A 21,377-nucleotide genomic window follows, 5' to 3' on the forward strand; every position below is an offset into this window, starting at 1 on the left:
AATCTATCATGTTATATCGTAACGATTAAACGATTCTTTGCTTTCTATAAAGTGCTGCTCGTTTCAGCGGTTCAACCCCTGGCGCGCTCAGACATTGCTTCGGAGAGGCGGATCAGACAGAGCGGGAGCACGAGGACCGGGAAACCAGATAGCCGGATCGAAGGCCTGCGAGATGGGACCATGCGCATTCACGTCGAGCACGTTTGGCGCACTTGGAACAAAAAACCCCGGGGCTGAACCCGGGGTTTGGTTACGCGGCGATGCAAGTGGCGGGATAAGCGCGCACCGCGATCTTAACCGGCGTGGTACTCCGCATCCGCCGCCTCGAAGCGCTGCTGGATGGTGGCTGCCGGCTCCTTGCCCATCAGGCTGACGACGTAGATGGCGAGACTCGCAAGAATGAAGCCCGGGATGATTTCGTACAGACCGAGGCCGATGAATTCCTTCCAAACCACCACGGTCACGGCACCGACCAGCATGCCAACCAGCGCGCCGTTGCGGGTCATGCGTTTCCACACGAGTGAGATCAGCACCACCGGGCCGAACGCGGCGCCAAATCCGGCCCAGGCGTACGAGACCAGGCCCAATACCTTGCTATCCGGATTCGAAGCGATGCCGATGGCGATCAGGGCGATCAATAGCACCATGCCACGACCGACCCAGACCAGCTCGGTCTGCGAGGCGCCTTTACGCAGAAAGGCCTTGTAGAAGTCCTGCGTCAGGGCGCTGGAGCTGACCAGCAACTGCGCGCTGAGGGTACTCATCACGGCCGCGAGAACACCGGAAAGAATGATGCCGGCGACCCAGGGGTTGAACATCAGCTTCACCAGTTCCATGAATACGCGCTCGCCGTTCTCGGTGACCGCGCCAGCCAGTGCCGGGTTGTCAGCGAAGTAGGCGATGCCGAGAAAGCCCACGGTCACCGCGCCGGCCAGAGTCAGGATCATCCAGGTCATGCCGATGCGACGAGCGTTGGGGATGGTCTTCACCGAATCGGCAGCCATGAAGCGCACCAGAATGTGCGGCTGGCCGAAGTACCCCAGTCCCCAGCCCAGCAGTGAAACGATCGCGATGAAGGACAGCCCTCGGAACATGTCGAAGTTCGACGGATCCTGCGCGGCGATGGTGTCCATCGCGGTACCGAGATCACCGAGTGAGAGGATGACGAACACTGGCGTGATCAGCAGCGCAAAGATCATCAGCGTCGCCTGCACGGTGTCGGTCCAGCTCACGGCGAGGAAACCACCAATGAACACATAGAGGATGGTCGCCGCTGCCCCAACCCACAGCGCAACGTCGTACGACATGCCGAAGGTCGACTCGAACAAGCGGGCCCCAGCGACGACACCCGAGGCGCAATAAATGGTGAAGAACACCAGAATCACCAGCGCCGAGAAGATCCGCAGCAGCCGGCTGGTGTCCTCGAAGCGGTGCGAAAAGTAATCCGGGAGCGTCAACGCGTTGTGGTTGTGCTCGGTATGCACACGCAGCCGTCCGGCCACGAACAGCCAGTTGAGCCAGGCACCGGCGATCAGGCCGATGGCGATCCAGCTTTCCGACAGGCCGGCGACAAAAATTGCGCCGGGCAGGCCCATCAGCAACCAGCCGCTCATGTCCGAAGCGCCCGCCGACAACGCCGTGACGAAACTGCCGAGGCTGCGTCCGCCGAGGATGTAATCGTCGAAGTTCTTGGTGGCGCGATAGGCGGTGAAGCCGATCAGAATCATCGCCACGATATAGATCACGAAGGTGATCAGGGTTGGAGTGCTCACGTTCATTTGTATTTGTTCCTTGTGCTGCGGAGGCATCCCCGCCTCCACTGACGACACGCAGCACCAGCGATGCGAAGCGTCGGCAACGGATGGCCGAGTAACCGCCAAGGATAGCGTCTACTTCGCGTCTTGGCTCGTGACCGGGTGGTTTCGCCACTGATGAATGACGGCCGTCTCGGTACAGGGCCTGGCTGTGAGCAGAGAACAAGTGCCAAAAGCCTCTCCCAGAAGGGGTACGAGCCGGCCGGCCTGATCATTGGTCAGCTTGTTCGCGCTCGCTCCCGGCCTTCCGCCGTGAGCTGCCGCAGGGCAACGGATCGGCGCTGAAGCGGTCAGACAAGTAAGGGTCGCGCACGTCAGTCCCCCTTCACACGACATACCTGGAGGTCCGCCATGTCAGTCACGATCGATACAGCCACCGGCACCTGTTCCGCCACAGTCGCCGGCAACACCTACCGCAGCGCGATTATGGATGTGCACGTCAGTACCGACCCAGCTGCTCGGATGTCGGTCGCTCATATAGATGGCACCAGCGTGCACCTACCTGAAGAACAGGCCGAGCATCTGATCGCTGCTGGTGCCAAGGACGACCGTGAGAATCTGATCGTCGACGACTGACCAGCGGTACTCAGCGAAGCCCAGATGCAAAAAACCCGCGGCCAGGACACTGGCCGCGGGTTCTTCGTTACAGCCGGATCAGTGACCTTGGTATTCGCGCTCAGCATCCTCGAAGCGCTTGATCATGCTCGTCGAAGCGCCGCGCCCCACTTTACTGAACACCACGATGGCGATGCTGGCGAGGATAAAGCCCGGGATGATCTCGTACAGACCCAGCCCGATGAACTCTTTCCACACCACCACGGTGACGGCACCAACGACCATGCCGGCCAACGCGCCGTTGCGCGTCATGTGCTTCCAGAGCAGCGAGATCAGCACGACCGGACCGAAGGCGGCGCCGAAGCCGGCCCAGGCGTAGGACACCAGCCCCAGTACCTTGCTGTCCGGATTGGAGGCGATGCCCAGGGCGATGAAGGCAATGAGCAGCACCATCGCACGGCCGACCCAGACCAGCTCGGTCTGCGAAGCGTTCTTGCGCAGCATTGCCTTGTAGAAGTCCTGCGTCAGGGCACTGGAGCTAACCAGCAGCTGTGCGCTAAGCGTACTCATAACAGCAGCGAGGACACCGGAAAGGATGATGCCGGCGACCCAGGGGTTGAACAGGATCTTCACCAGTTCCATGAACACACGCTCGCCGTTCTCGCTGACCGGGCCGGCCAGCTCCGGATGCCCGGCGAAATACGCGATTCCGAAGAAGCCCACCGCGACGGCACCGGCCAAGGTCAAGATCATCCAGGCCATGCCAATACGGCGAGCGTTCGGGATGGTCTTTACCGAATCGGCGGCCATGAAGCGCACCAGGATGTGCGGCTGGCCGAAGTAGCCCAGCCCCCACGCCAGCAGCGAGACGATGGCAACGAAGGACAGGCCGTTGAACATGTCGAAGGCGGCCGGATTCTGCGCGGCAATGGTATCCATCGCCGCGCCCATGTCGCCCAACGCCAGGATCACGAACACCGGCGTGATCAGCAGCGCGAAGATCATCAGGGTGGCCTGTACGGTGTCGGTCCAGCTCACCGCGAGAAACCCGCCAATGAACACATAGAGAATGGTCGCAGCAGCACCGATCCACAGCGCCACGTCATAAGGCACGCCGAAGCTGCTTTCGAACAGACGAGCGCCGGCGACCACGCCTGAAGCGCAGTAGATGGTGAAAAACACCAGCACGACCAGCGCCGAGAAGATCCGCAGCGTGCGGCTTTCGTCCTCGAAACGGTGCGAGAAGTAGTCAGGCAGGGTCAGCGCGTTCTTGTTGCGTTCGGTATGCACGCGCAGGCGGCCAGCCACGAACAGCCAGTTCAGCCAGGCACCGGCGATCAAGCCGATGGCGATCCAGCTTTCGGAAAGGCCTGCGACAAAAATTGCACCCGGAAGGCCCATCAGCAGCCAGCCGCTCATGTCCGAAGCGCCTGCTGACAGAGCCGTGACAAAGCTTCCCAGACTGCGCCCCCCAAGGATGTAGTCATCGAAGTTCTTGGTGGCACGGTAGGCGACGAAGCCAATCAACAGCATCGCGCCGATATAGATCACGAACGTGATCAGGGTGGGTGTACTGATGCTCATCTTGTTCCCTCGTTAGTTGTTTTTGACGGGCGCGAGCTATTCCCGATCCCATCTGGCAGAGGGCGATGGCGGTTCGTGCCATCACCGGTGACGGACCCAATCGGGCCCATCAGTGGCGGAAGAGCGATCCGCCGACTGTCCAATTGTTGTTGTTGTGATCCGGCCGCCGGGGCGGCCGGAGTGAAACCAGGTTGCGCAGTAGAAGCTTGAATCCTAAAAGCTTCGCCCCGAGGCAGGCCTCCCAACGAAGCGGCAGAACGCACACCGCTTCCTCTGTGGAAGGCGCGCCTTCGCGGCGAACGCATGCCGCCAGGCCTACCCCCTTCAATCGTCGACCAGCGACAGCAAGGACGCGTTACCGCCCACGGCGGTGGTGTTGGTAGAGGTGGTGCGTTCATTGACGAAGCGCAGCAGGTAGCTAGGACCGCCGGCTTTCGGACCGGTACCGGACAGGCCGCAGCCACCGAATGGTTGTACCCCAACCACGGCGCCCACCTGGTTGCGGTTGACGTACAGGTTGCCGACCCGCGCCAGCGCTTCGATGCGCGCAGCGGTTTCCTCGTTGCGGCTGTGCACGCCGAGGGTCAGGCCGTAACCGGTGGCGTTGATGTCGGCGACGACCTTTTCCAGGCCCGCCGCCTCGAAACGCACCACATGCAGCACCGGACCGAATTGCTCTTTCTTTAGCTCATGAATCCCGCCGATTTCAAACGCGACTGGCGCGACGAAATGGCCATTGAGACTGCCCGGCAGCTTGGCTTCGGCGATCAGCTTGCCTTCGGCCTTGAGCTGGTCGATGTGGGCCAGCAGGCCGTCACGGGCTTCGGCATCGATCACCGGGCCCAGATCATTCTCGCGCAGGTGCGTCGGGCCGACTTTCAACTGGGCCATGGCGCCCTTGATCAGCTCGATCACCCGGTCAGCGATGTCACGCTGTACGTAGAGCACGCGCAGAGCCGAGCAACGCTGGCCGGCGCTGGTGAAAGCCGAACCGACAGCGTCCTTAACCACCTGCTCAGGCAGTGCGGTGGAATCGACGATCATGGCGTTCTGGCCGCCGGTTTCGGCGATCAGGGTGGCGATGGCGCCCTCCTTCTCGGCCAGTTGGCGGTTGATGATGCGTGCGGTGTCGGTGGAGCCGGTGAAGCACACGCCCACCACACGCGGGTCGCGGCAGAACACGCCACCCAGGGTGGCACCGTCGCCCGGCAGGAAGGCAATCGCGTCCTTTGGCAGACCGGCTTCGAACATCAGCTCCAGCGCCCGGGCCGCGATCAGGCTGGTCTGCTCAGCCGGCTTGGCCAGGACGGTGTTACCGGCGACCAGCGCCGCGGTGATCTGGCCGAGGTAGATAGCCAACGGGAAGTTCCAGGGGCTGATGCAGACGAACACGCCACGGCCTTCGTGGAACAGCTCGTTGCGCTCGCCAGTCGGGCCCTTGAGCTCCTCGCGGCCGAGTTTCAGACGCGCCTGCAAAGCGTAGTAACGGCAGAAATCGACGGCTTCACGGACTTCGTCGATGCCGTCCTGCAGGGTCTTGCCAGCTTCCAGCGTGCACATCGCCATCAGCTCGGCATGATTGGCTTCCAGCAGATCACCGAGGCGCTCAAGGATCTGCGCGCGCTGCTCGATCGGCGTCCCATTCCAGCGCGGCCAGAACGCGGCCAGGCCGTCGATAGCCTGCTTGGCCTGCTCGGCCGTGGCGAACTGGGCAGTGCCCACTTCCTGGCTGAGGTTGTAGGGGCAATACACCTTGTTCGGCGTACCGGTGAGCTTCTGCCCGCCGATCACCGGAGCGGCCTGCCACTGGCGGTCGAGAAAGGTCTGGTAGGCGCTGGACAGGTCGTTCCACTGAGTCTGGATGTTCATGTTGATGCCTTGCGAGTTGATCCGGTTGCCGTACAGCGCCGGCGGAAGCGGGATGCGATGGTTGCCGAGTGTCTTGAACTGACGCAGCTGGATGACCGGGTGATCAATCAGGGTCTCCACCGGCACGCGCGGGTCGACCAATTGATGGACGAACGACGAGTTGGCACCGTTCTCCAGCAGGCGTCGCACCAGGTACGGCAGCAGATCTTTGTGAGCCCCGACCGGTGCATAAATGCGCACGTTCTTGCGGTACTTCTCGATAACCGTGTCGTACAACGCGTCGCCCATGCCGTGCAGGCGCTGGAACTCGAATTCGCGCGGCGTCTTAAGTTCGCCAACCATCGACAGGATGCAGCTGACGGTATGCGCGTTGTGGCTGGCGAACTGCGGATAGATCACCCCGCGGGTATGCTCGGACAGCAGGTAGCGGGCGCATGCCAGGTAGGAGGTGTCGGTGCCTTCCTTGCGGGTGTAGACCGGATAGCCGTCGAGGCCCTGAACCTGGCACTGCTTGATTTCGCTGTCCCAGTAAGCACCCTTAACCAGACGCAGCGGAATGCGCGCGCCGAGCTCCTTGCCCAGCAACGTCAGCCAGACCAGTACCGGCAGGCAGCGCTTGGAATAGGCCTGGATTACCAGACCGAACTCACCCCAGCCAGCGATGGCCGGGTCACGCAGCAGTTTTTCGTAGAGTTCCAGCGATAGCTCGAGGCGATCGGCCTCTTCGGCATCGATGGTGATGCCGACGTCGAGCTTGCGCGCCAGGATGGCCAGTTCACGTACGCTGTCGAACAGCTCGGTCAGCACGCGCTCGCGCTGGGCGACTTCGTAACGCGGATGCAGCGCCGACAGCTTGATCGATACCGACGGACGCGGCCCGGGACCGACCTGCGGCTCGGCGCCAACGGTTTCTACGGCCTGACGGTAGTCAATCATGTACTTGCGCGCATCCTCGGTGGTGAGTGCCGCCTCACCGAGCATGTCGAAAGAATAGGTGTAGCCTTTTTCACGCTCCGGGCGACCGTTCTTCAACGCCTCGGAGATGCTGCGACCCAGCACGAACTGCTTGCCCATCAGCTTCATTGCCTGGTTCATCGCAGCGCGAATCACCGGCTCACCGGAGCGTTTGATCAAGCGACCCAGGACGTTCTTCGGGCGACCATCGGCGTTTTCCGGATCGACCACCTTGCCGGTCATCACCAAGCCCCAGGCGGCGAAGTTGACCAGCACATTATCGCTCTGGCCGAGGTGACGTTCCCACTCGGCGGCGTTGAGCTTGTCGCGAATCAGAGCGTCGGCGGTAGCGGAATCCGGCACGCGCAGCAGCGCTTCGGCCAGACACATCAGCATCAGCCCTTCGTGGGTATCCAGGCTGTACTGACGCAGCAGCGCATCGAGGGTATCGACCGCGTTATCCCGGCCGCGCACCGCTTCGATCAGACTGCGGGCTTCACGGCGAATGGCTTGGATGCCCGCTTCGCCGGGATCGGCCAGCTGCAACAGCTCATTCAGGTAGGCCGCCTCGTCAACGCTGTAGTTAGCGCTGATAGCGGGAAAGAATTCGGCGGCTTTCAGATTGGCGAAATCGCCCTGCAAGACTTGACCGGCTTTGAACATCGCGCCGCTCCTCTCGTGGAGTGTTGTTGTCTGGAACTGGCTCGACGAGGGGAATGTGCTGGAACTTGCGCAGCGGTTCGCCGAACGGGTAGGCGAATCTACGGCGGGGGCGTGCTGCGTTGTTGCGCAAAACTACGGAAGTTTTACAAGAAACTATGGGTTGGGTGGCCTGTCATGATGCTGTCTTAAAGCGAGAGGGCGATGCGAAGTCAGGGCACCACGACAGCAAACAGCCGTTATCGACGCAGCGCCGCTGGAGCATCGTCGCTGCTACGCAGCCGCTTTGGCGTCAGCCCGAGGTAGCGCCGAGTCGCGGTCGTCAGTGCGCTCTGGCTGGAGAAGCCGCACTCCTCGGCAATCCGCACCAGCGGCAACGGGCTTTCGCGAAGCAACCGTGCGGCGCGGTCTAGGCGGCTTTTCAACAGGTACTGATGTGGGGTCAGACCGACGCTGTCCTTGAACTGTGCATGGAAATGGCTGGGGCTCAGGCAGACCACTTGCGCCAGCTCGGCGACGGTAATGCGCCGTGCCAGATTACTTTCGATATGCGCATCAAGCCGGGCGATGTCCAACGCGCCGGTCGGCTGCCGCGTCGATTCGCCGAACACTCGCAGATGCAGCGCGCGCAACAGGACACCGCCTAATGCCCGCGCCAGCAACGGATCGCTGCCGTAACGCGCCAGTTCGGCGCCAGCATAATTGAGCAGGTTATGGAAGTCGGCATCCAGCGCCGGATAACGCGGGGTTTCGAACAGCTGCGCCAGCAGCCGCGGATCATCGACGCTGAGATCCTGCTCGTCGAGATCAATGATCAGCATGCGGTTATCGCCCCTGCCGGCGAACTCATGCTCGGCATAACCCGGCACTAGACAAGCACGCATGCGGCAGACCTCGCCACCCGAGCCGTCCACTTCGAATTCGGCGCTGCCCGACAGCGACAGTACCAACTGGTGGTAGTCGTGCGCGTGTTCATGGGCTTTGTCATCGAGGCGAAGCAGACGTGCGTTGAGCATTGTGGAGGCACCTGGGTATCGGCGCACTGTACCGGAGGCGTTAGGCTTTTCCCAGCCAGGCCGAAAAGCGCAAAGGCTCAGATAGTTTGAAATCATTCCGTCGATACCCATCTAAGGAGCATGTACTCGAGACAGGTGCCTCATGAACGACGATAGCAATCAGGAATTCGAGCAGAGCGTATCTTCCACCGGGCTGGTCCTGCCCGATCAGGATCTGCCGGACAAGCTCTATGTGATTCCGGTGCACAACCGGCCATTCTTTCCCGCGCAGGTGTTGCCGGTGATCGTCAATGAGCATCCATGGGCGGAAACGCTGGAGCTGGTCTCGAAAACACCTCACCAGCGCCTGGCCTTGTTCTTCATGGATACGCCAGCTCAGGATGCCACCAGCTTCGATCCGGATGCCTTGCCGGAACACGGCACCATGGTCCGCGTGCACCACGCTTCCCGGGAAGGGGGCAAGCTGCAGTTCGTCGCCCAGGGCATGGCGCGGGTGCGTATCCGCGGTTGGTTGCGACGCAAACCGCCCTATCTGGTCGAAGTGGAATACCCGCAGAGCGACGAAGACCCCCGTGATGAGGTGAAGGCCTACGGCATGGCGCTGATCAATGCGATCAAGGAACTGTTGCCGCTCAATCCGCTGTACAGCGAGGAGCTGAAGAACTACCTCAATCGCTTCAGCCCAAATGCACCGTCCCCGCTGACCGACTTTGCCGCGGCACTGACCACCGCACCTGGCCTGGAACTGCAGGAAGTGCTCGACACCGTACCCGTGCTCAAGCGCATGGAGAAGGTGCTGCCGTTGCTACGCAAGGAAGTCGAAGTCGCCAAACTGCAGAAGGAACTGACCGGCGAGGTGAATCGCAAAATCGGCGAGCGCCAACGCGAGTTCTTCCTCAAGGAACAGCTGAAGATCATCCAGCAAGAGCTGGGTATCACTAAGGACGACCGCAGCGCCGACGCCGATGAGTTCCGCTCACGACTGGAAGGCAAGGTGGTGCCTACTGCCGCGCAGAAGCGTATCGACGACGAGTTGACCAAGCTGTCGGTGCTCGAAACCGGTTCGCCGGAATACGCGGTGACCCGCAACTATCTGGACTGGGCCACCTCGATGCCCTGGGGCCTGTACAGCGAGGACAAGCTCGACCTGGGCCGGGCTAGGAAGATCCTCAACGAGCACCATGCCGGGCTCGACGACATCAAAAGCCGCATCATCGAGTTCCTCGCGGTCGGGGCGTTCCGCGGCGAGATCGCCGGCTCCATCGTGCTGCTGGTCGGCCCACCGGGCGTGGGCAAGACCAGCATCGGCAAGTCCATTGCCGAGTCCCTGGGCCGTCCCTTCTATCGTTTCAGCGTCGGCGGCATGCGCGACGAGGCGGAGATCAAGGGCCATCGACGCACCTATATCGGTGCCCTGCCGGGCAAGCTGGTGCAGGCGCTGAAAGAGGTCGAGGTGATGAATCCGGTGATTATGCTCGACGAGGTCGACAAGCTGGGCAACAGCCATCAGGGCGACCCGGCGTCAGCGCTGCTGGAAACCCTCGATCCGGAGCAGAACGTCGGTTTCCTTGATCATTACCTCGATCTGCGCCTGGATCTGTCCAAGGTCTTGTTCGTCTGCACGGCCAACAGCCTTTATTCGATCCCTGGGCCGTTGCTGGACCGGATGGAAATTATTCGGCTGTCCGGCTACATCACCGAGGAAAAGCTGGCGATCGCCAAACGCCACCTCTGGCCGCGGCAGCTTCAACGCGCCGGGGTGCCGAAGAACCGCCTGGCGATCAGCGACAGCGCCCTGCGCAGCCTGATCGAGGGCTACGCACGGGAGGCCGGCGTGCGTCAGCTCGACAAGCAACTCGGCAAGCTGGTGCGCAAGGCGGTGGTCAAGCTGCTGGACGAACCGGATACCAAAATCAAGATCGGTCCGAAGGACATCGAGAGCTACCTGGGCATGCCGTTCTGGCATCCGGAGCAACTGCTCACCGGCGTCGGCGTAGTCACCGGGTTGGCCTGGAACAGCATGGGTGGGGCCACCTTGCCGATCGAGGCGACGCGCATCCACACGCTGAACCGCGGCTTCAAGCTCACCGGCAAGCTCGGTGATGTCATGAAGGAATCGGCCGAGATCGCCTTCAGCTACGTGAATTCGCATCTGAAAGAGTTCAAGGGCGATCCTGCATTCTTCGACCAGGCCTTCGTGCACATGCATGTCCCCGAAGGCGCGACGCCGAAGGACGGGCCCAGCGCAGGTATCAGCATGGCCAGCGCGCTGCTCTCGCTGGCACGCAACCAGGCGCCCAAAAAGGGCGTCGCGATGACGGGTGAACTGACCCTTACCGGTCTGGTGCTGCCCATCGGCGGCCTGCGCGAAAAGGTAATCGCAGCGCGGCGTTTGAAGCTCTACGAATTGATCATTCCCGAATTGAACCGGGGCGACTTCGAGGAGCTGCCAGAGTATCTGAAGGAAGGTTTGACCATGCATTTCGCCAAGCGCTTCCAGGATGTCGTCAAGGTGCTGTTCTGATTCACCTCACCGAACCCAACGGGCTTTCGTAGCTTGTTGGGCTGCGGCTCCCTGACGACAGAACCGCCCTCGCAATCGCCATGACGCTTTACGACCGAGCGCCAGGGTCTTAAGGTTTACTCGACGCCCGAGCGTTTCCCTTTTCCTACCGAGTCGGTCGCCCATGCCTTCTGCCCTGCCCCGCCTGCTGTCGCTTGTCCCTTTGCTCGTCCTCGCCGGGTGCGCTGGCACCTCCGCCAGCAGTGTCGCGCTGACTGACGATGCGACCTGCCCGCTTTCGATGCAGCCTGGCCAGACCCTGATCCTCAGCCTGCCCAGCAACCCAGCTAGCGGTTATCGCTGGACGCTTCGCGACGTCTCGACCGCCCAGCTCAACAGCCTCGGTCCGGAAGTGTTCAGCTCGCCACAAAACGACCTGATCGGCGGCGATGGCATTTCGACCTGGCGCTTCGAGGCCGCAGAAAGCGGCAGCGGCCGCCTCTACCTTGCCTATCAGCGGCCTTGGGAAAGCGACACGGAGCCAGCTGACCTGTTCGACTGCCGCATCGAAGTGCAGTGAACCAGGGGCCAGCGCTCCACGCGCCGGCTGTCCATTCAGCCACGGCGTCCGGCCCGGCTTTCCGGTACACTACCGCCCCTGTTTTTTCAGCCTGCCCAAACGCCGCCGTGATCCACGACCCAGACCGCCTGTTCGCCAAGCCCCTCGCCCAGCCCCAGGATTTCGCCTTCAACGAAGACGTGGCGCGGGTGTTTCCCGACATGATCAAACGCTCGGTGCCGGGCTACCCGACCATCGTCGAGAACATCGGCGTGCTCGCCGCGCAGTTCGCTCAGCCGAATACCCGCCTGTACGATCTCGGTTGCTCGCTAGGTGCGGTAACCCAGGCGCTACGCCGGCATGTGAAGGCGGACAACTGCCAGGTAATCGCCGTGGATAACTCGGCAGCCATGATCGAGCGTTGCCGTGAATACCTGCACGCCCAAGACTCGATGTTCCAGGAACTGGTGCCGGTCGAGGTAATCGACGCCGACATCCTCTCGCTGCAGTATCAGCCAACCTCGCTGGTGGCGCTTAATTTCACCCTGCAGTTCATTCCGCGCGAGCAACGACCGGCGTTGCTCGGCAGGATTCGACAGGCACTGGTACCGGGCGGCGCGTTGATCCTATCGGAAAAGTTGCGCTTCGAAGGCGAGCAGGAACAGGAGCTGCTGACCGAGCTGCACATCGCTTTCAAACGGGCCAACGGCTACAGCGAACTGGAAATCGCACAGAAGCGCAGCGCCATTGAGAACGTGATGAAGCCGGACAGTCTTGAAACCCATCGCCAGCGCTTGCTGGACGCCGGTTTTACCAAAGTCGTGCCCTGGTTCCAGTGCCTGAATTTCGCTTCCCTGATCGCCCTGCCATGAATCTCGATCTGACTCCCCTTGCCTGGCGCGTTGCCGGGACACCGCTGGCTACCTGGGCCAACGGCCTGCAACAGCAACTCGACACCAAGCTCGCCATTGGCCACGGCGATCTACCGCGCTGGCGCCGGGCGGTAGATGCGCTGCCTGACATTCAGCCTGGCGGCATCGAGCTTCGCGATACCTTCCGGCTGGATGCCGATTGCGACGAGGCCACTCGTGCGGCCACCCGTGATGCGCTGTTCGGCCTGTCGCCTTGGCGTAAGGGTCCCTTCGATGTGTTCGGTGTGCACGTGGATACGGAGTGGCGCTCGGATTGGAAGTGGACGCGCGTCGCGCCGCACCTCGATCTTGCCGGCAAGCGCATCCTCGACGTCGGCTGTGGCAACGGCTATTACATGTGGCGAATGCTCGGCGCCGGGGCCGATTCAGTCATCGGCATCGATCCGAACTGGCTGTTCTTCTGCCAGTTCCACGCCATGAAACGCTACCTTTCCGAGCACCCGGTCTGGCACCTGCCTATGGCCCTGGAAGAACTACCGGCGAAGCTCGAAGGCTTCGACACGGTGTTCTCCATGGGTGTGCTTTATCACCGACGTTCGCCTATCGATCACCTATTGGACCTGAAGGACTGCCTGCTCAAGGGCGGCGAGCTGGTGCTGGAAACCCTGGTAGTCGAGGGCGACGAGCACACCGCACTGGTCCCAGAGGATCGTTACGCACAGATGCGCAACGTCTGGTTCCTGCCGTCAGTGGCAGCACTGGAATGCTGGCTGCGCAGGGCAGGATTCATCGACGTGCGCTGTGTCGACGTCAGCGTCACCTGCGTCGACGAGCAGCGCAGCACCGATTGGATGCGCTACCAGTCGCTACCGGATTTCCTCGATCCAAAAGACCGCGGGAAAACCATTGAAGGCCTGCCGGCACCAATGCGCGCCGTGCTGATCGCGCGCAAACCCTAACGACCACGCTGGCAACGCTGCTCCTCCACCAGCTGCCTTAGCGGCATCCGTAGTTTCTCGATGAGCCGCGGCCGGCTCAGGTCGCGCCCGCGCAGCTGCCGATCGCTGAGCCTGAGCAGGCGCTGGTACAGGCGCCGTTTACGCCAGGCAACGAACCAGTCGATTGCCGCTTGCTGAAGCTCGACTGGCCACATCGCCGGCATATAGAAGTCCGGCATTTCCGGCCGGCCTCGGTCTTCGAGCCTATCGCATTGCTGCTGTCGTTCAGAATGTCGCATCGCATCCTCCAACCCTTGAGAGAGTGCACGGGCGCACCCGATACCTGCCGACTGGTCGTGGTCGGCAGATTCAGATTGAGCGCGCTTGACGATTCAGACAAACGACTACAATAGAACTCTCGGTTCAGAAAATTTGAAGGCCCGCCCATGCCCGGTATGCCCGAAGAGCTTCCCCAGTCCGCAATGCCCCTGCTGGAAATCGACGTGCTGCGCACTTTCGTCTCCATCGCCGAAAGCGGCAGCTTCACGCGCGCAGCCGGGCAGATCTTTCGCACAACCTCCGCCGTCAGCATGCAGATCAAACGGCTCGAGACGATGCTCGGCTGCACGTTGTTCATCCGCGAGGCCCGGCGCATCACGCTTACCGATGAAGGCGAGCGGCTGCTGGGTTACGCGCGACGTCTGCTCAAGCTCAATGAAGACACGGTCAGCGCATTTATCGAGCCACGGCTGAACGGGCGGGTTCGCTTCGGAACGGCGTCGGATATCGGGACCCACATCCTGCCTAGCCTGCTGTCGCTGTTCGCCCGGACTCATCCCGGAATCGAGGTGAATGTGTCAGTGGGTCGTAGCATCGAGATGATCCAGCGCGTCGATGCCGGCGAGCTGGATGTTGCGCTCATCAGCGTCGGCAACCTCGGTCAGGACGACTCGCGCGGTGAGCTGATCCACCGCGAGCCATTGATCTGGGCCGGACGAGCCGGTGGCGTCGCGGTCGAGCGCACCCCATTGCCACTGGCCCTGGCCAGCCCTGATTGTGCCTGGCGCCGTCAGGCGCTGGACGCACTCGACCGAGTCGGACGTAGTTATCGCATCGCCTATTCCAGCGATCAGTGCGCAGGGCAGGAAGCTGCCATGATCGCTGACCTTGCCGTGGCACCCTATCCTCTGAGCCTGATCCGTCCTCCACTGAAGCGTCTGGAAGAAAGCGCCAGCCTGCCAGCCCTCGGGGAGTACCAGATCAAACTGCTACGGGCCACAGATCGCAGCGAACCGGTGGAGGTCCTGGCCCGGCATGTCATAGCGGCGTTTTCTGCCTATCACAAATAAACAACGCAACCGGATATCAAGCAACGACGCAAAAAGGGAGGCAGAATGGCGAAATGGCTAATTGGCTAATTGGCTAATTGGCGCAGGCCTGCTGCTGCTCTTGCTCGGCGTGGTTCTTCACTATGCGCCAGGGCTGCTGAGCTGGTTCGGCAAGCTGCCCGGCGATATCCGCATCGAATCGGAGCGCAGCCGAACCTTCATTCCGATCACTTCGATGATCATCCTAAGCGTAGTGCTGACGATCCTGCTGAACCTGTTCAGGCGATAAGTGATCTTCGCTCACCTGGAAGCTTTATCCGCGAGCTGCGGCGGTCAGGATGAGGTGTTTCATTTCTTTGACCGCTTGCTTGAAGCCAACGAACAGCGCGTGAGCGACGATGGCATGACCAATGTTCAATTCGTTGACCCCACGGATGGCAGCGATGGCTTCGGCGTTGTGATAATGCAGCCCGTGTCCGGCATTGACGATCAAACCATGGCTCAGCCCTGACTCGACACCATCGCGAATACGGGCAAGCTCGCACGCTCTCTCGGCCACACCCTGTGCATCAGCATAGCGCCCAGTATGTAATTCGATGGCCGGCGCGCCGACTCTCGCAGCGGCTTCGATCTGCCGTGGGTCGGCGTCGATGAACAGTGATACTTCGGCCCCACAGGCGGCAAGACGGTCGACTGCCTCACGGATGCGAGACGCCTGCCCAGCAACATCGAGACCACCTTCGGTGGTGAGCTCCTGGCGAGTCTCCGGTACCAGACAAACGTGCTCCGGCCGCAGCTGCTCGGCAAAAGCCAGCATCGCCTCGGTCACACCCATCTCGAAATTCATCCGCGTCTGCAGCATGTCCTTCATCAGCAGCACATCGCGCTCCTGAATATGCCGTCGGTCTTCGCGCAGATGCACAGTGATGCCATCGGCCCCAGCTTCCTCGGCATCCAGCGCGGCCTTGACTGGGTCCGGATAACGCGTGCCGCGCGCCTGGCGCAGGGTGGCAACATGATCGACGTTGACGCCGAGCAGGATTCGATTGGCTTCAGTCACGCGGGACCTCCTTGATGTTCATGAACAGTTCACGGCTGACCAGAGGCCGGCCTCCCAGATGTGGCGCCAATGCCTGCCGCATCAATCTTTTCGCTGCTGCCAGGGCGCCGGGTACTTCCCAATCGGCCTCGGCCATGGCCAGGAGTTCCGCGCCATTGAACAGGCCGGGTTGAAACTGACCCACGGGCTCCAGCCCGGTATCCGGTAACAGCCGATAGAGCCCAGCGCTGGCGATCGGATGTCCAGAAACATCCCTATCCAAGGCGAAACCGTAACCCAGCTCGGTCAGCAGCCGCCATTCGAACGCCCGCAGGATAGGCTCCAGCGGGCGCTTGGCCGCCAGCGCGGGTAGGGTTGCGACATAGTGCTCGAACATTGCGGGATGGGCGTCTTCAGCCGGAAGCAGGCGAATCAGCAATTCGTTGAGGTACATGCCGCTGAACAACGCATTGCCATCCAACCAGTAGGCCAGGCCGGCGCTCTCTAGGCGGGCCACAGCCTTGAGGTCGCTACGACCACGGAATTCCACTTCAAGCGGCACGAACGGTCTGGCCAGCGTGCCCGCCTTGCCTCGTGCGCCACGAAGCACCGCGCGCAACCTTCCTTCGGGCGTGAAGAAATCCACCAGCGCGCTGCTCTCGCGATATGGACGACTGTGCAGAACGAAGGCGGATTGGGCGGTCATGGAATGAGGCGAGCGCCGCGAGGTGGGTGATCAGCTACACGCCAATTGCAGCTGGCAACTGCAATTGGCAATCAGGTATGGCAGGAACGGAAAGCGCCAGGCTCAGCTATAGCCCAGCGAATGCAGCGCCCGCTCATCATCGGACCAGCCGCTCTTCACTTTCACCCAGAGATTGAGCATGACCTTGGAATCGAACAGCACTTCCATATCCTTGCGCGCTTCCTGGCCGATGCGTTTGATACGCTCGCCCTTGTCCCCGATGATGATTTTCTTCTGCCCATCACGCTCAACCAGAATCAGCGCATGGATATGCAGAACATGCCCTTGCTGCTTGAAGTCCTCGATCTCGACGGTGATCTGATAAGGCACTTCAGCGCCCAGCTGGCGCATGATTTTTTCGCGCACCAGTTCGGCTGCGAGAAACCGACTGCTGCGATCGGTAATCTGGTCTTCTGGGAAGAAGTGATCGCCTTCGGGCAAATGCGAGGCTACCAGCTTCTCGAACACGTCCAGATTCTGCCCGTGCTGGGCGGAAATCGGCACGATCTCGGCCTTCGGTAACTGCTGCGCCAGCCATTCGAAATGCGGCAGCAACTCGCCCTTGTCTTCCACGCGATCGGTCTTGTTCACCGCGACGATCACTGGCCCTTCGACATACTGAACGCGCTCCAGCACCAGCTGGTCCTCATCGGTCCACCGCGTGCGGTCGACCACGAATACCACGACATCGACATCTTTCAAAGCCGAGGAAGCCGTGCGATTCATATAGCGATTGAGGGCGGTCTCGCCGTTCTTGTGCAATCCGGGCGTATCGACATAGACGGCCTGGACGGCGCCTTCGGTCTTGATCCCGAGCATGTTATGACGCGTGGTCTGCGGCTTGCGCGAGGTGATCGCGAGCTTCTGTCCGAGCACGTGGTTAAGCAGCGTCGACTTACCGACGTTGGGGCGACCGACGATTGCAACGTAACCACAGCGGCTTACCGCTTCTTCCTGCAGGTGCTCATCAATCATGGCCATTCTCCACGCCCAAGGCGATCAGTGCCGAGGCAGCGGCAACCTGTTCGGCAATACGCCGGCTGGCACCCTGCCCTTGCGTCTTCTCGTTGAGCAGCGATATCTGGCACTCGACGAAGAACGTCCGGCAATGCGGCTCTCCCTGAATTGCCACCACTTCATACTTGGGCAATTCACAGGCACGCGATTGCAAGAACTCTTGCAAGCGGGTTTTCGGGTCCTTGTTGGTGTCGACCAGCGTCAACCCTTCCAGTTCGTTGGCAAGCCAGGCGAGCACGCGGTCGCGTGCGGTCTCCATGCCGGCATCCAGGTAGATGGCGCCGATCAGCGCCTCGAGCGTGTCCGCCAGGATGGACTCACGCCGGAAACCGCCGCTCTTGAGCTCACCCGAACCCAGACGCAGGTACTCGCCGAGCTCGAAGCCCCGAGCCAGCACCGCAAGGGTTTCGCCTTTGACCAGGCGCGCGCGTAGACGCGACAGCTGTCCCTCCTTCGCCTGCGGAAAGTGACTGAACAGTGCCTCACCGGCAATGAAATTGAGAATGGCATCGCCAAGAAACTCCAAACGCTCATTGTTGCGTCCGGCATAGCTGCGATGCGTCAGAGCCAGGAGCATCAGCTCCTGATCCTTGAATTGATAACCGAGCCTACGCTCGAGACGGGCTAACGAAGTGCTCACGGCATCCTTAGGCGATATTCTTTGTCGAAGTTCGCCACCAGATCGAGGTTACGGATCAGGGGCTCGCGTTTTTCGTAATCCAGATGGACCTTGAATTCGTTATTCTCGATGACGACTTTCAGCGCCTCCTCCAGATCGAGGTCGCGAATGCCGTTCACGTCCATGCCCTTGCGCACATGGCTGTAGAAGTCCCGAACGGTGCGGACCTCCATCGTCTTGTCACTTTCAACTCCGCTGATGATCTTGTCCATGGACATGTAATCAAAGTAATGCGGCAACATCTTGAATGCAGTACTGGCAAAAAACGCCACCAGGGCAAGCACCATGATCCAGCTCAGCATGGACAGCCCTTTTTGCGAACGAGCAAAACTCATGTCGACCTCTATGTCGTACGTTACCCACCAATCGGGGCGGCTCAAATATAGCGAGCCGGGCCAGGGGAACCGGGCCGTGATTCACAGACTCAGTGAATCAGCCCAACTCGGGAAAAATGCGGAAGGTTGCTGAACTTCGGATCCGGCCAGCTCATCCATACGGCAAACGCCTTGCCGACGATATTGCGATCAGGAACCATGCCGGCAAGATCGGTGGGAATCGCTGCATCTTGCCAATAGCGACTGTCATTGGAGTTGTCGCGATTGTCACCCATCATGAAGTAATGACCTTCCGGGACGCGCCATTCACGATCGGGCTCGACTCGATAGCGCCCCATCTCCTTGCGAATCAGGTGTTCTACCTCGCCCAGCTTCTCCCGGTACAGCTTAGCGCTGCCCAAGCTACCCGGCTCCTCGCCGATCAGCATCTCGGGAACCGGCTTGCCGTTTATGCTCAGCCGCTTGTCGCTGCTGTACCGAACCAAATCGCCAGGCAGACCAACGACACGCTTGATGTAATTGATGTTCGGATCGCTCGGGTAACGGAACACCATTACATCGCCACGCTTCGGGTCGCTGACATCGATGACTTTGGTGTCGATGACCGGCAGACGAATGCCATAGGCAAACTTGTTGACCAGAATGAAGTCACCCACTTCGAGTGTCGGGATCATCGAGCCAGACGGAATCTGAAACGGCTCGATGAGAAACGATCGCAGCACCAGAACGATCGCCAACACGGGGAAGAAGGATTTTCCGTATTCGATCAGAACCGGTTCCTTGTTCAAGGCGTCCAGCGTCGACTGATCGGGTTCGCCACCGGTGCGCCCCTCGTAATTCGCTATCGCAGCCCGTCGGCGTGGTGCAAAAAACACCAGATCGATAAGCGTCAGAAAACCGCATACCGCAACGGCGATGACCAGCAACAGCGGAAAATTGATCGACATCAGCTATCTACCTTAAGCACCGCGAGGAAAGCTTCTTGCGGAATTTCAACGTTACCGACCTGTTTCATACGCTTTTTGCCGGCTTTTTGCTTTTCCAGAAGCTTGCGCTTGCGGCTCACGTCACCACCGTAGCACTTGGCCAGAACGTTCTTGCGCAACGCCTTGACGGTGCTTCGCGCTACGATCTGGCCGCCTATGGCCGCCTGAATCGCTACGTCGAACATCTGTCGAGGAATGAGCTCCTTCATTTTCTCGACCAATATGCGGCCTTTGTAATGCGCATTGTCGCGGTGCACGATAAGTGCCAGCGCGTCGACCTTGTCACCGTTGATCAGAATATCCAGACGGGTCAGGTTGGCCGACTGGAAGCATTCGAAGCTGTAGTCCAGCGAGGCATAGCCACGGCTGACCGACTTAAGCCGGTCGAAGAAGTCCAGGACAACTTCGCTCATGGGCAGATCGTAGCGCACCTGCACCTGTGACCCGAGGAACTGCAGATCCCGCTGTACGCCGCGCTTCTCGACACACAGGGTGATGACGCTGCCGAGGTGTTCTTGAGGCACAAGAATATTGGCCCGCACGATGGGTTCGCGCATGTCTTCGATCAACGATAGGTCCGGCAACTTGGACGGGCTGTCGACGTAGAGGGTTTCGCCATTCTTGAGCGCCAGCTCGTAGACTACCGTTGGCGCCGTGGTGATCAGGTCCAGGTCATACTCACGCTCGAGTCGCTCCTGGATAATTTCCATGTGCAGCATGCCCAGGAAGCCGATGCGGAAACCGAAGCCCAGCGCGTCGGAACTTTCCGGCTCGTATTGCAGGGCGGCATCGTTCAGGGTGAGTTTCTGCAACGCCTCGCGGAAATCTTCGAAATCATCCGAGCTGACCGGAAACAAGCCGGCATAGACCTGCGGCTTGACTCGTTTGAAGCCGGGCAGCATTTCGACGTCCGGCGTGTTGGACAACGTCAGGGTATCGCCGACCGGTGCACCGTGAATGTCCTTGATGCCGGCGATAATGAAGCCCACTTCGCCCGCCTTGAGATCAGCCGTGCTGGTGTGCTTGGGATTGAACACGCCGACGCTATCGACCTGATGCACCTTGCCGGTGGACTTGACCAGAACCTTGTCACCTTTCTTGATCCGGCCATGGCGTACCCGCACGAGCGAGACGACGCCCAGGTAGTTATCGAACCAAGAATCGATGATCAACGCCTGCAATGGCGCGTCAATATTGCCAGTTGGCGGAGGGATGACCGCGACCAGACGCTCGAGAACATCATCCACGCCCATGCCGCTCTTTGCACTGCAAGCGACGGCATCGGTCGCGTCTATGCCAATGATGTGTTCGATTTCATCCTTAACCTTGTCGGGGTCCGCTTGCGGCAGATCCATCTTGTTCAATACCGGCATGACCTCTAGGCCCTGCTCGATAGCCGTGTAGCAGTTGGCGACGGATTGCGCTTCGACGCCCTGACCCGCATCAACAACCAGAAGTGCCCCTTCGCAAGCTGCCAGCGAGCGACTGACCTCATAGGTGAAGTCGACGTGCCCGGGGGTATCGATGAAATTCAGCTGATAGGTCTTACCGTCCCGCGCCTTGTAATACAGCGTGACGCTGTGTGCCTTGATCGTGATGCCTCGTTCACGCTCAAGGTCCATCGAATCAAGCACCTGGGCATTCATCTCACGTTCGGTCAGGCCACCGCACATCTGGATGAATCGATCAGCCAAGGTCGACTTGCCGTGATCGATATGCGCGATGATGGAGAAATTACGGATATGACTCAGGTCACTCACAGCTAAACACTCGAATACGCCGCGGGCTGATTGCCCGCCGAAAATAGCCGCAAAGTGTACCTGATAGGTCTATTCAGCGCCACGCCGGGACCCTAGAACCGTCAGTCCGTTATGCACAGCCGACAGCGCGAAATCCAAACTGACTACCCAGGCATGAAAAAACG

At 60.6% G+C, this 21,377-nt stretch carries 19 protein-coding genes; 7 read left to right on the top strand and 12 right to left on the bottom strand.

The window, feature by feature from the left end; translation table 11 throughout:
* Window positions 1-293 precede the first annotated feature (293 nt).
* Entirely contained in the window at window positions 294-1,778 is a 1,485-nt protein-coding gene (gene putP / locus H3028_RS02900) for a sodium/proline symporter PutP (protein WP_181295573.1), read from the bottom strand.
* A gap of 387 nt (window positions 1,779-2,165) precedes the next feature.
* On the opposite strand from putP (H3028_RS02900), the gene H3028_RS02905 reads away from it, so the two are divergent.
* Window positions 2,166-2,390, top strand: coding sequence for a DUF3203 family protein (locus H3028_RS02905; RefSeq protein WP_181295575.1), 225 nt, complete (start codon window positions 2,166-2,168; stop codon window positions 2,388-2,390).
* A gap of 78 nt (window positions 2,391-2,468) precedes the next feature.
* Here H3028_RS02905 and putP (H3028_RS02910) read toward each other — a convergent pair whose 3' ends face one another.
* The 3 genes from putP (H3028_RS02910) to H3028_RS02920 all read right to left on the bottom strand — a co-directional run bounded on the left by putP (H3028_RS02910) (window position 2,469) and on the right by H3028_RS02920 (window position 8,452).
* Window positions 2,469-3,953, bottom strand: a complete 1,485-nt coding sequence (gene putP / locus H3028_RS02910) for a sodium/proline symporter PutP (protein ID WP_181295577.1) — start codon at window positions 3,951-3,953, stop codon at window positions 2,469-2,471.
* Between the two features lie 324 nt (window positions 3,954-4,277).
* The gene (gene putA, locus H3028_RS02915; RefSeq protein ID WP_181295578.1) at window positions 4,278-7,439 is read right to left on the bottom strand and encodes a bifunctional proline dehydrogenase/L-glutamate gamma-semialdehyde dehydrogenase PutA; all 3,162 of its coding nucleotides are present in this window, start codon (window positions 7,437-7,439) and stop codon (window positions 4,278-4,280) included.
* 236 nt (window positions 7,440-7,675) lie between these two features.
* Window positions 7,676-8,452 (bottom strand): AraC family transcriptional regulator, encoded by a 777-nt coding sequence (locus tag H3028_RS02920; protein ID WP_181295579.1) that lies wholly within the window; start codon window positions 8,450-8,452, stop codon window positions 7,676-7,678.
* Window positions 8,453-8,594: 142 nt separating this feature from the next.
* Here H3028_RS02920 and lon point away from each other — a divergent pair, with 142 nt between their 5' ends.
* The 4 genes from lon (at window position 8,595) to cmoB (ending at window position 13,345) form a co-directional block, all read left to right on the top strand.
* Window positions 8,595-10,976: an endopeptidase La gene (lon, locus tag H3028_RS02925; protein WP_181295581.1), complete on the top strand. Its 2,382-nt coding sequence runs from the start codon at window positions 8,595-8,597 to the stop codon at window positions 10,974-10,976.
* 163 nt (window positions 10,977-11,139) lie between these two features.
* Window positions 11,140-11,535, top strand: a complete 396-nt coding sequence (locus tag H3028_RS02930; RefSeq protein WP_181295583.1) for a protease inhibitor I42 family protein — start codon at window positions 11,140-11,142, stop codon at window positions 11,533-11,535.
* Window positions 11,536-11,645: 110 nt separating this feature from the next.
* Complete coding sequence (gene cmoA, locus H3028_RS02935; protein WP_181295964.1) at window positions 11,646-12,386, top strand: carboxy-S-adenosyl-L-methionine synthase CmoA; 741 nt, start codon at window positions 11,646-11,648, stop codon at window positions 12,384-12,386.
* The gene (cmoB, locus tag H3028_RS02940) at window positions 12,383-13,345 is read left to right on the top strand and encodes a tRNA 5-methoxyuridine(34)/uridine 5-oxyacetic acid(34) synthase CmoB (protein ID WP_181295585.1); all 963 of its coding nucleotides are present in this window, start codon (window positions 12,383-12,385) and stop codon (window positions 13,343-13,345) included. The genes cmoA and cmoB overlap by 4 nt, the downstream gene beginning before the upstream one ends.
* Here cmoB and H3028_RS02945 read toward each other — a convergent pair.
* Complete coding sequence (locus tag H3028_RS02945; protein WP_181295586.1) at window positions 13,342-13,623, bottom strand: hypothetical protein; 282 nt, start codon at window positions 13,621-13,623, stop codon at window positions 13,342-13,344. The two genes, cmoB and H3028_RS02945, sit on opposite strands and share 4 nt — an antisense overlap.
* Before the next feature lie 156 nt (window positions 13,624-13,779).
* Here H3028_RS02945 and H3028_RS02950 point away from each other — a divergent pair, with 156 nt between their 5' ends.
* Both H3028_RS02950 and H3028_RS02955 read left to right on the top strand, forming a co-directional pair.
* The gene (locus H3028_RS02950) at window positions 13,780-14,673 is read left to right on the top strand and encodes a LysR family transcriptional regulator (RefSeq protein WP_181295965.1); all 894 of its coding nucleotides are present in this window, start codon (window positions 13,780-13,782) and stop codon (window positions 14,671-14,673) included.
* A 61-nt stretch (window positions 14,674-14,734) separates the two neighbouring features.
* The gene (locus tag H3028_RS02955) at window positions 14,735-14,941 is read left to right on the top strand and encodes a DUF2905 domain-containing protein (protein WP_181295587.1); all 207 of its coding nucleotides are present in this window, start codon (window positions 14,735-14,737) and stop codon (window positions 14,939-14,941) included.
* Between the two features lie 24 nt (window positions 14,942-14,965).
* Here the strand turns inward: H3028_RS02955 and pdxJ are convergent, their stop codons facing one another.
* The 7 genes from pdxJ to lepA form a co-directional block, all read right to left on the bottom strand.
* A complete protein-coding gene (pdxJ, locus tag H3028_RS02960) occupies window positions 14,966-15,712 on the bottom strand; it encodes a pyridoxine 5'-phosphate synthase (RefSeq protein ID WP_181295588.1) in 747 nt (248 codons plus the stop codon).
* A complete protein-coding gene (recO, locus tag H3028_RS02965; protein WP_181295589.1) occupies window positions 15,705-16,397 on the bottom strand; it encodes a DNA repair protein RecO in 693 nt (230 codons plus the stop codon). The genes pdxJ and recO overlap by 8 nt, the downstream gene beginning before the upstream one ends.
* A gap of 102 nt (window positions 16,398-16,499) precedes the next feature.
* Entirely contained in the window at window positions 16,500-17,411 is a 912-nt protein-coding gene (gene era / locus H3028_RS02970) for a GTPase Era (protein WP_181295590.1), read from the bottom strand.
* The gene (rnc, locus tag H3028_RS02975) at window positions 17,404-18,093 is read right to left on the bottom strand and encodes a ribonuclease III (protein WP_168423613.1); all 690 of its coding nucleotides are present in this window, start codon (window positions 18,091-18,093) and stop codon (window positions 17,404-17,406) included. Before rnc ends, era begins: the two co-directional genes overlap by 8 nt.
* Window positions 18,090-18,467, bottom strand: a complete 378-nt coding sequence (locus H3028_RS02980; RefSeq protein ID WP_168423612.1) for a DUF4845 domain-containing protein — start codon at window positions 18,465-18,467, stop codon at window positions 18,090-18,092. Before H3028_RS02980 ends, rnc begins: the two co-directional genes overlap by 4 nt.
* An 89-nt stretch (window positions 18,468-18,556) precedes the next feature.
* Window positions 18,557-19,414 carry a signal peptidase I gene (lepB, locus tag H3028_RS02985; RefSeq protein ID WP_181295591.1) on the bottom strand — a complete coding sequence of 286 codons (858 nt, stop codon included), beginning with the start codon at window positions 19,412-19,414 and terminating at the stop codon, window positions 18,557-18,559.
* On the bottom strand, window positions 19,414-21,213 hold the full coding sequence (gene lepA, locus H3028_RS02990; RefSeq protein ID WP_181295592.1) for a translation elongation factor 4: 1,800 nt from the start codon (window positions 21,211-21,213) through the stop codon (window positions 19,414-19,416). Before lepA ends, lepB begins: the two co-directional genes overlap by 1 nt.
* Between the last annotated feature and the right edge of the window lie 164 nt (window positions 21,214-21,377).

Source organism: Pseudomonas sp. Q2-TVG4-2 (genome assembly GCF_013620795.1).
Classification (GTDB): Bacteria; Pseudomonadota; Gammaproteobacteria; order Pseudomonadales; family Pseudomonadaceae; genus Stutzerimonas.